Source organism: Blastococcus sp. MG754426, assembly GCF_021699055.1.
In the GTDB taxonomy this organism is placed as follows: Bacteria; Actinomycetota; Actinomycetes; order Mycobacteriales; family Geodermatophilaceae; genus Blastococcus.
In genome coordinates, this window is the sequence record NZ_SSXC01000221.1 from 1 (window position 1) to 222 (window position 222).

1 protein-coding gene is annotated in these 222 nt (G+C 77.9%); it reads right to left on the reverse strand.

Annotation, left to right across the window (positions count from 1 at the left end; all coding sequences use genetic code 11):
- Positions 1 to 222 (reverse strand): DUF222 domain-containing protein (locus E9549_RS23030; protein WP_236828911.1); only part of this gene is annotated, 222 nt, incomplete at both ends.

A 222-nucleotide genomic window follows, 5' to 3' on the forward strand; every position in this document is an offset into this window, starting at 1 on the left:
AGCAGCTGGGCGTACTGGTCGATGGCGTCGGCGCAGGCCGCGGCCAGGTGCACGGGCAGGTCGGCGACGAGCTGGCTCATCCCGTCACCGGTGCGCCGGGTGGTGACGTCGGCCCGGTGGCCTGCTTCCTCGCGGCGCTTGTCCAGGGCGTCGGCGTCCAGCCGGGCCAGGGCGCGGCGCACCCGGGCGCGCAGCTGGGGCACGGTCAGCCGCCCGGCGTGG